Source organism: Nitrospinaceae bacterium, from assembly GCA_018669005.1.
In the GTDB taxonomy this organism is placed as follows: Bacteria; UBA8248; UBA8248; order UBA8248; family UBA8248; genus UBA8248.
Map to the genome: position 1 here is coordinate 1 of JABJAL010000039.1, position 9,677 is coordinate 9,677.

The 9,677-nt window shown below is 51.5% G+C and carries 9 protein-coding genes; 8 read left to right on the forward strand and 1 reads right to left on the reverse strand.

Going from position 1 to position 9,677, the window contains the following annotated elements; genetic code table 11:
• Positions 1-231: 30S ribosomal protein S20 (gene rpsT / locus HOJ95_05415; GenBank protein ID MBT6394123.1), on the reverse strand; the 231-nt coding region annotated here is incomplete at its 3' end.
• A gap of 161 nt (positions 232-392) precedes the next feature.
• On the opposite strand from rpsT, the gene murJ reads away from it, so the two are divergent.
• The 8 genes from murJ to mutS form a co-directional block, all read left to right on the forward strand.
• The gene (gene murJ / locus HOJ95_05420) at positions 393-1,979 is read left to right on the forward strand and encodes a murein biosynthesis integral membrane protein MurJ (protein MBT6394124.1); all 1,587 of its coding nucleotides are present in this window, start codon (positions 393-395) and stop codon (positions 1,977-1,979) included.
• Positions 1,980-2,003: 24 nt separating this feature from the next.
• Positions 2,004-2,954, forward strand: coding sequence for a site-specific tyrosine recombinase XerD (gene xerD, locus HOJ95_05425; GenBank protein ID MBT6394125.1), 951 nt, complete (start codon positions 2,004-2,006; stop codon positions 2,952-2,954).
• Between the two features lie 100 nt (positions 2,955-3,054).
• Positions 3,055-4,020 (forward strand): PhoH family protein, encoded by a 966-nt coding sequence (locus HOJ95_05430; protein ID MBT6394126.1) that lies wholly within the window; start codon positions 3,055-3,057, stop codon positions 4,018-4,020.
• Positions 4,021-4,079: 59 nt separating this feature from the next.
• Positions 4,080-6,572, forward strand: coding sequence for an HDIG domain-containing protein (locus HOJ95_05435; protein ID MBT6394127.1), 2,493 nt, complete (start codon positions 4,080-4,082; stop codon positions 6,570-6,572).
• Complete coding sequence (gene ybeY, locus HOJ95_05440) at positions 6,520-6,990, forward strand: rRNA maturation RNase YbeY (protein ID MBT6394128.1); 471 nt, start codon at positions 6,520-6,522, stop codon at positions 6,988-6,990. The genes HOJ95_05435 and ybeY overlap by 53 nt, the downstream gene beginning before the upstream one ends.
• Before the next feature lie 50 nt (positions 6,991-7,040).
• Positions 7,041-7,532: an HIT domain-containing protein gene (locus HOJ95_05445; protein MBT6394129.1), complete on the forward strand. Its 492-nt coding sequence runs from the start codon at positions 7,041-7,043 to the stop codon at positions 7,530-7,532.
• Between the two features lie 9 nt (positions 7,533-7,541).
• Positions 7,542-7,970, forward strand: a complete 429-nt coding sequence (locus HOJ95_05450; protein ID MBT6394130.1) for a LapA family protein — start codon at positions 7,542-7,544, stop codon at positions 7,968-7,970.
• Positions 7,954-9,677 (forward strand): DNA mismatch repair protein MutS (mutS, locus tag HOJ95_05455; GenBank protein ID MBT6394131.1); only part of this gene is annotated, 1,724 nt, incomplete at its 3' end. The genes HOJ95_05450 and mutS, both read left to right, overlap by 17 nt.

Genomic DNA, 9,677 nt, shown 5'->3' on the forward strand with positions numbered 1-9,677 from the left:
AAGCCGTGAAGTTCTTCTGGAGGCCGTTTTCTTGTGAAGAACGCCTTTTGTCGCCGCCTTCGACAGCACCGAATGCACCTCGCGAAGAGATTCCTGGGTGCCTTCTCCAGATTGCACCGAGGAGTGGAGCTTTTTCACCGCGTTGCGAAGGTTAGAGCGCGTAATGCGGTTGCGGGCTGTTCGCCCCACGTTCTGACGGTTCCGTTTTTTTGCCGATTTAATGTTAGCCACAGTAGTCCGTTTCTCCTTAAGAATTCATGTGCTGGGAGGGAGTGCCCTGTTGAGCCCCTTCCCCTGCGCGCGTAAAATACTTTAGTTGTGTTTTTTGTCAAGCGCCCCATCCGCCTATCGGTAAATTTGTGACTCAATCCCCAGACCCATCAGTGGGCCCCGTGCCGAATAAAGCTTCAGGGGGGGCTATTGCCCGCTCTGCTGGCCCGATTAGCGCAGCCACTTTATTAAGCCGTATTCTGGGTTTCGTGCGAGATGTCCTCATTGCCCAGCTATTTGGCGCTGCGCTGGTTGCAGACGCCTTTTTCGTGGCTTTCGCGATTCCCAGTATGTTCCGGCGCCTGCTCACCGAGGGGGCGCTCACATCAGCCTTTATCCCTGTGTATTCGGACGTTCGCGCCCAAAAAGGAGAAGAGGGGGCACGGCTCTTTGCGGGGGCCATAACGGCAAGCCTCGCCGTGTTTCTGGCGATTTTTTGCCTTTTGGGGATCTATTTTGCCAGACCGCTCGTGGCTGTGCTGGCCCCAGGTTTCACTGGTGTAACAGAGAAACTGGAGATGACAACCCGCCTCACGCAGGTCATGTTTCCGTTCCTGTTTTTTATTGGGTTAAGCGCCATCGCCGTAGGCGTCCTTAACTCCGCAAGACGCTTTTTCCTGCCTGCACTCGCGCCGGCTATCCAGAATATCGCCATGATCGTGGCTCTAATGGGAGCAGGGTGGTTTGTTGGTGTGGAAAGAGCAATTTTCTGGCTCGCTTGGGGAGTTGTGATCGGCGGGGCCCTCCAGTTGTTAATTCAGATTCCTGTGATGTGGAAACTAGGGATTTTACCCATCCCCATCTTGCCCTGGCGGGCTCCGAGTGTGGGCAAGTGCCTCACGCTAATGGGGCCGGCCGCATTCGGGATGGCGATTCTGCAGGTTAATGTTTTGATCGATCGGTGGCTGGCGTCTTTTCTGCAAGAAGGCTCTATTTCCTATCTTTATTATGCGAATCGTCTGGTTCAATTCCCCCACGGGATTTTGAGCGTGGCGGTGGCGGCGGCGGTTTTTCCCTTGCTGGCAGATGGTGAGGCCCAGGGGCGGCGCACCCAAGACAAAGACAATGGAACGCAGGACACACTGGCCGAGGCCGGTAAATTGACGATGTTCATTACCCTTCCTGCGACATTTGGCCTTATGGCGCTGGCTCAACCGATCATGGAGGTACTTTTCGAGCGTGGCGCTTTCACTGCGGCAGACAGCACTCATAGTGCAGCCACACTCAGGGCCTACGCGTTGGGCCTCGTTTTTTTTGGCCTTGTTCGCCTGATGGCGTCAGCCTACCATGCCCGCCTGGACACGAAGTTTCCCGTCCGATGTGCCAATTTGGCGGTTCTTTCCAACGTGGTGGTGAGTGTTGCTCTGATGTTTCCCCTTGGCGTCATTGGTCTTGCGCTGGCCACCTCCTTTGCCAGTGCTTTGAACGCATGGTTGCTTTTTCGAGGACTTAGTGAAGCTGGCGTATGGCCGGGTGATGAGTTGGCCAGAATCGTGAAAATTCTTCTTCCCCTTTCTTTAGTCATGGGGGCGGGGATATATGCTCTTAACTGGATTGTCTGGCCAGTTGGTGCGGGAGTAGGGTTGAGGGCAGGCGTGCTTGGGCTTGAAGTGGTTGTTGGGGCCGGGGCGTATCTGTTCCTCGCAAAGATGTTTATCCCCGAAACAGCGGCTTTGTGGACTGCTGCTTTCATGCGAAAGAAAGTTTGAGCAAGGATGTCAGCTAAAAAAGATATGGGGCAGCAGGTGAAAAACAGGACGATTGGGGCATCTCAAAAACTTAATCTTAAATTTGATGATTTAAGGTGTAACTATCAGGATTATTTATCAATAGAGCGCCGAATGTCTCCAAGATCTGTTGAGAGCTATGTTCGGGATGCCCGAGATTTTCTCCTTTGGGCTCAGGGCGCTAAACGCACGAATCCCACTGCCTGGCAGAGGAGCGATGTGGTGGCAAACCTCGCTCGTCTTAGGGGAGAGGGCAAAGCCGATACCACGATAAGACGGCAACTAGCGGCGATCCGTGTTTTTTCCCGCTTTTTGCTCCGAGAGGGGATTGTAGATACAGATTTCACAGCTGATATATCGCAGCCAGCAGCCTGGAAACGCCTTCCCAAGACACTTTCGGCAGAGCAGGTTGAGCGCCTTCTCGCGGCACCTGATGACAAAACAGCCGAAAGCATCAGAGACGGCGCCATGCTGGAGATGTTGTATGCCACCGGCATGAGAGTTAGTGAGCTTGTAGGGCTTAAAATCACGCAAGTGCAAATGGATGCAGGATTTTCACTCATAAATGGCAAGGGAGATAAGACACGCCTAGTTCCAGTAGGCGATGTCGCCTTGGTTCGCTTGAGGGAATATCTCGAAACCGCGAGGCTCTCCCTTTTAAAAGAAAAATCCTCTGATTTCGTATTCGTCACCAGGCGTGGAGGAGGAATGACGAGGCAAGCCTTCTGGGTTCGCCTTAAAAAATGGGCCTTGGTGGCTGGTATTGGCTCTAAGGTGAGTCCCCATATGTTGCGCCATAGCTTCGCAACACACATGGTGCGACGCGGAGCAGACCTAAGGGCTGTACAGGCGATGCTGGGACATGCCGATATTTCCACGACAGAAATATATACACACGTGGATAGAGATGCTTTAAGAGAAGCCATCGACGAGCATCATCCGCGCGGGGAGGCGTAAAAAAAGCGTACAAAAGAGTCTATTTGCTGTTGACGCCCCTTGGGCAGAGTCGTACGATCCAGCCGGTTGAGGGTAGGGCCGGGCTCATTCCAAGTAGGAGATTCACCTTTTGGCTACAAGAATTTCAGCAACCCCTCTCCAGGGTTCCGATCATCTTATTCACTTGATCGGAAATCGAGATCAATCTTTAAAAGCCGTGGGGAAGGCATTCGGTGTAAAAATTCGTATTGCATCAGAGGGGTTTTTGGCAGAGGGGCAACTTGAATCTGTGGAAGGGGCCCTGAAATTTTTTGATGAACTTTCGGCCTGTGTCGAGGATGGCTACAGGTTTCCGCCCTCCGAGGTTGCCACACTCGCCAGGACGGTGGCCAAAGGAAAGGGCCTTATCCTCAGTGATTTGGTCGCAGCCCGAATTAACTTGCCCTTAAAGAATAGACATATTGTTCCCAAGGGTGTGGCTCAAAAACAGTACATAGAGGCTATCAGGGCTTGTAATTGTGTGTTCGGTATCGGACCAGCGGGGACAGGGAAAACCTATCTAGCCATGGCAATGGCCGTATCTGGCCTGCTGGATAAGGCTTACTCGCGAATCATTCTAACTCGTCCAATAGTAGAGGCGGGGGAGAGGTTAGGGTTTTTACCTGGGGATTTGCAGGAGAAAATCAATCCCTACCTAAGGCCCCTTTTCGACGCGCTGCACGATATGGTTGATTTCGAACGCACCGAGCGTCTCCTTGAGCGCGGGGAAATTGAGGTGGCCCCATTGGCCTATATGAGAGGGCGCTCGCTCAACGACTCGTTCATCATCCTGGATGAGGCACAGAATACGACGCCCGAGCAAATGAAGATGTTTTTGACTCGCATCGGCACAGGGAGTAAGGCCGTGATAACAGGAGACATTACCCAAAGCGACCTTCCATCTGCTTCAGGATGTGGTCTCGTTCATGCCCGAGAAGTTCTAAATGATCTTGATGATGTTCGTTTCGTTAATTTTTCTGATACGGACGTGATTCGAACTGAACTAGTCCGAAAAATAGTGATGGCCTACGAGGCCCACCAAGATTAATTCGCCCACTCTATTTCCCTTTTACCCATTCAGATAAACGGACCCCAGAGGAAATCGTTTTGAGTCAGCTTGCCGGAACTGCGAAAGCGCCCGGAAAAGGCAAAAACGGAACACCTCGAAAGCATCAGGCTAAAAACGGCCGTTTTCGCGGACTGTCTAAAATTCCTCGTACGTTGAAGAATCTCCCGATTCCCTCTTATATCTATCCCATTGCGCTTGGCGTTATCCTCTCTTTTGTTCTGTCTATATTAATCACCTCGGGGCTCTCTGTTACCACCATCGATTATCAGATTGGGGATATCGCCCGCCGGGACATCAAGGCGCCCCGGAACATGAGGATTGAAGACGCTGCTGCCACGGAGATACTCCGCCAAAGCGCCCGAGATCGAGTTTTGCCTCGCTACGATATCGACTCGAAGCTTCTTGAAACCAGCGAGCGTCAGATAGAGAGCGCCTTCGGGGCGATTCAGAAATCCTTAATTAAACACTCCGGCGAGATAAGGGTTCGCCTGTTAAGCCTTGAGGCCGACAAAAAGAGGGCATCTCTTGTAGGAGAATCTCAAGTTTACAAAGCGCTTTACCAACTATCCGAATTCAACACAGAAGAGTCCACATTCGGGCGTTTGCTGGGAGGGAGCATCTCTCCGAATCTCCTCAACCTCCTTCGAGCCGAACGCTACGCCACGTGGTTGGGCAAGGACTTAACGAAACTAGTTCGCTCCGTCCTGGCCAGAGGTGTCGTAAGTGATATCCGTCTTTACAAAATTCATCTGGCCAAGGGAATTGTATTTCGCGATATTCGCACCGGAAATCAGGTGCGCCTGCCAAGTACATCCAAGCCTCTAGAACTTAGAGAAGTAAGGGAGTTCTTGTTCCAGGAGGCCGACAAACTAAAACTGCAACTCTCACCTGCACAAAGGGTTCTTCTGGCTGCTCAGGCCGCTAAATTGATTCAACCCACCTTGAATTTCAACAATCAAACTACTGCCTTGGCTCAAAACGATGCGGCACGCAAAGTAAAGCCTGTGAGCCAAGTTTTAAAAGACGGTGAAATGATAGTTCGGGAAGGAGAGCGAATCAGCGTCTCACAGATGACGACTCTTCGCGCCCTTGAGCAGGCAGGCCGTCAAAGTCACATAGTCGACAACTTTTTTGGGACGACCATTCTCGTTGCACTTTTCTTGATTCTCGCGTGGACCGCCGCAGAGCGTTACGACCTTGGCATATTGGATAAATCAAAAGACGTTTTTCTTTTTGTCTTATTGCTCGCTGCTCAAACGATTTTGATTAAATTGAGCATTATTTTTGCGCATGAATTTCAGGGAACAGGCCGCGGATTGGATGTTTCCGTCTACTACCTAATGATTCCCCTGGCATCGGCGTCGATGCTAGCCAGCATACTTCAGGGCCGCTCAACGGCCATTTTAATGGCCATAATGTCGTCGGTTATGGTAGGGCTACTCTTTCCCGGAAATGTACATATTGCTCTCATTGCCATGGCGGGCGGTGTTTATGCTGCGATCAACTGGAAAGACTATCGCCATCGTACCTCAATTCTCATAGTGGGATTAATGATCGGAATCATAAATGCAGCTCTCGTCACAGGATTCAATTTACAGGGTGGCCTACGTCTTGCGATAGCAAGATGGGCTGATATTCCTTTTGCGTTTGCTGGAGGCATTGCCAATATTATCGTGGTCTCAGCGGTCATGCCGCTTCTTGAGGCCGCATTCAAAATGACGACAGACATGAAACTCCTTGAGCTGTCCGATCAAAATCACCCATTGCTTCGCCAACTCGTGGTTCGTGCACCGGGCACATATCACCACAGCTTGCTTGTCGGGAATCTCGGCGAGGAAGCTGCCGAGGCGGTTCAGGCGAATCCGTTGCTCATTCGGGTAGGGTCTTATTTTCACGACATTGGCAAAGTCGTAAAACCTGAGTATTTCATTGAGAATCAGGGGCCTCTTAATAGGCATGACAAGCTGAGTCCGAGCATGAGCGCGCTGATTCTCGTCAGCCATGTCAAAGAAGGCCTTGAGATGGCGAGAAGCCACAAGCTTCCTAAGGAAATATGTGACCTGATCTGTCAGCATCACGGAACATCGCTAATTCGATTTTTCTTTGAAAAAGCCAAGGAGCAGGGCGGCGATGAGGTAGAAATTCACGAGGAGATTTACCGTTATCCTGGCCCCAGGCCTCAAACGCGCGAGGCAGGCATCATGATGCTCGCGGATATGGTCGAGGCGGCGTCTCGCTCCTTAACCGACACCTCTCCTGCCCGCTTGGCGGGACTGGTGGACCGGTTGGTGCAGACGGCTTTTGCTGATGGTCAACTGGATGAGTGCGACCTCACTCTTCGGCATTTGAGTTTAATTCAACAGGCATTTCTTAGAGTGCTGGCTGGCATATATCATCACAGGGTCATTTATCCTGAAAAAACAGGTCAGGAGCGAAAAGGAACAAATGGGGATATCCATAACAAACCGCCAAAGGAGAGTGCGCCTCAAGATCGGGCCATTGCGCAAGCGGGCAGAGGCGGTTCTCGATAAACTCAGTTCAAGCGATATAATCATTGATATCGCAATCGTGGGCGATAAAGCTATGCGGACAATAAATCGCCAATTTCGAGACATAAACGAAACCACCGATGTTCTTTCATTTCCGTCCGGCCCGTCTCCTGATATGGGTACACTGGATGTCCTTGCCGCCGAGGAGGCGAATCATATAGGAGATATCGTTGTCTCTGTGGACGAGGCGCGAGGACAGGCTGAGGAAGACGGGGTTTCACTGGATATCGCCATTGATCGCCTCATTATTCATGGATGTTTGCATCTTCATGGATTTGAACATGACCTCTCTGCCGAGGCGACAAAAATGCGGCGCAAGGAAAATCAATTACTGAAGATGCTTCATGGCCCCGATCTTCCAGGCTATGCCAGGCCGAAAAAGGCGCAAGGCAAGAACTAGTTTTCGTAGGAGAAAGTAGCGAATTGAAACCTCTGTGGGCACCCTGGCGAATGGAATATATTCTAGGGGGGAAATCCTCGCCCGGCGACGGCATTGAGCAATGTGTGTTCTGCGAAGTGCTCAAGGAGGAGGATGGACCACAGAATCTGATTTTGCACCGTGGCGTCCATGCGTATGTAGTCATGAATAAATATCCATACTCGAACGGGCACCTTATGATAGTGCCGACTCGCCACGAGAAGGATTTTGAGGCACTCAATCCAGATGAGGGAGCAGAGATTTTTTTGTTGGCCCAAAGAAGCCTTGCCGTGTTGCGAGGCACCGTGAGGGCGCAGGGATTTAATATGGGACTTAATTTGGGCAAGGTTGCCGGGGCGGGCATTGACCCCCATCTTCATTTTCATGTTGTGCCCAGGTGGGATGGAGATCATAATTTCATGACAGTCCTCGCAGAGGTACGCTCTATTCCCGAGCACATTGAAACGACTTACAAGACTTTGCGTCAGGCATTTTCAGAAGATTTTTCCGGAACGAACGCTTAAAGGGAAATCATGGGCGCTTTACGTCTAATCTTTGGTCTTTTTATTGCCGTTCTCATCGTGAGTTTCGGTGTTTTGAACATGGAACTCATCTCCGTAAAATATCATCGTATCGGCACTTTGCAGCTACCGATTTTTTATTTTCTTGTCATATTTTTTTCTGCAGGTTTTTTGGTTGCCTGGGTGGGTGGCCTTCTCGATAGGATACGCTTCTTCACCCGAATTCGGGGCTACAGGAAAGAGGTGAAAAACCTGAGAAGAGAGCTAGAGGTGGCCCAAAATAAAAACGGCCGACTTCTCGCAACTAGTTCTTCCACCACTAACGGCGAGTCCTCAAGGCAGCTAATTTCCCCCGTCGCCACGCCAGAGTCGGAATCCACGTCAACCACACCGCGCCCGGACTCACAAAAACAAGAGGGCCGAAATGTCTCCGTCGACTAAGACAACAGAGGCGCTTGGTTCCTCCGGGCCCATCACCAAAAATGGGTCTACAAAATCCTCCTCTAAGCCTATTCCAGACAAAACCAGCCCTGCAATGCGCCAGTTCCTTGAGATTAAGGGGCGCCACCCGGATGCCCTCTTATTTTTCCAGATGGGCGATTTCTTTGAAATGTTCTTTGATGACGCCCTTGTCGGCTCGAAAGTGCTGGAGCTTACGCTCACATCTCGCCAAAAAGATGCCAATGGCAATCCGATTTCGATGTGCGGCGTGCCGATACATGCAGCAGACACTTATTCCACCCGCCTATTAGAGGCGGGCCATAAGGTGGCCATCTGCGAGCAGGTTGGGGCGCCCGTCGATGGAAAAGGCATCGTCAAACGAGAAGTCGTGCGGGTGCTCACGCCAGGGACCGCCAACAACCCGCAATTGATTGATGGAAAAAGTTCTTGCTACCTCGCGGGTTTGGCGCCGGGGAGCGGAAAACTTGCAAATTGCTGGGGTGTTGCGTGGATGGATTTGTCCACCGGAGAATTCAGCGCCTCTGAAATTATTGGAGAGCACGCCGGAGCCATTCTTGCCGATGCACTTGAGAGGATACGGCCCAGAGAGATGCTCTTGCCCCCTGGCGCCGAAATACCCCAGGCCGCCGAACGCCGGATAAGCGAGTTGGGCGCTCGTATTGAGCATCGACCCAAGAGTAATTCTCACTCATCGGCACTCGATCTTCTCCGCGAGCAGTTCGGTGAGGGCAAGGAAATTGAGAGCGATATCAATGGGCATCCCCTGGCATCGATTGCGGCAGCAGACTTGCTCGAATTCTCACGAGAAAACCAACCCGGCAACTTTCCACATTTGAGGAAAATAAATTTCCAACGCATGTCGGATACCATGCTTTTAGATGCCGCAACGCAAAGGAATCTGGAGCTTGTCCGCTCTCAAGTTGACGGGGGAAGGCGAGGCACACTCCTCGATTTGATGGACGATACCAATACCGCCATGGGGGCACGCCTCTTGAGGCGCTGGGTTCTTTCACCTCTGATTACGCTCAAGGCAGTGAAACATCGTGCGGATGCGGTTGATGAGTTTGTCCAAGACCCCGCCAGCCGGAGAGCCCTTAGAGATTCTCTATCGAGGATTCAGGATTTCGAGCGCATCCTTGGCCGCATTGCTATACAAACGGCCAATGCGAGGGATTTGCTGGCACTGGGAACCTCACTGGCTGCGCTTCCTGCGCTTCGTGAAGCGCTTTCAAATTCGAATTGCCCATATCTTAGGGACATCTTGGATGATTGGGATTCGTTGGAGGATGTCTCCCGCAAACTTTGTGAATCGATTGTCGATTCACCTCCACTCACGATTCGTGATGGCGGAATAATTAGGGACGGCCTCGATCCCGAACTCGACCGCTATAGAGAGGCCGGCCGCAGCGGCAAATCATGGCTTGAATCGTATGCCAACGATGAGCGCGAGCGCACGGGCCTTCCCGTGAAGGTTGGGTTCAATAAAGTATTTGGCTTTTATCTAGAATTGCCGAAAAGATTCTCGGAGGAGGCGCCGCTCGAATACACACGCAAGCAAACGCTTGTATCTGCCGAGCGCTATATCACCGAGGAACTCAAAAAAATTGAGGACGATGTGCTCGGCGCCGAGGAGAAGGCCAAGGAACTTGAATACCGTCTTTTCGGTCAACTTCGGGTGTTTGCGGC

Bases quoted from the DNA above. Each gene is read 5' to 3' on its own strand.
- xerD (MBT6394125.1), top strand. From the start codon at position 2,004: ATGGGGCAGCAGGTGAAAAACAGGACGATTGGGGCATCTCAAAAACTT.
- HOJ95_05450 (MBT6394130.1), top strand. From the start codon at position 7,542: ATGGGCGCTTTACGTCTAATCTTTGGTCTTTTTATTGCCGTTCTCATC.
- HOJ95_05445 (MBT6394129.1), top strand. From the start codon at position 7,041: ATGGAATATATTCTAGGGGGGAAATCCTCGCCCGGCGACGGCATTGAG.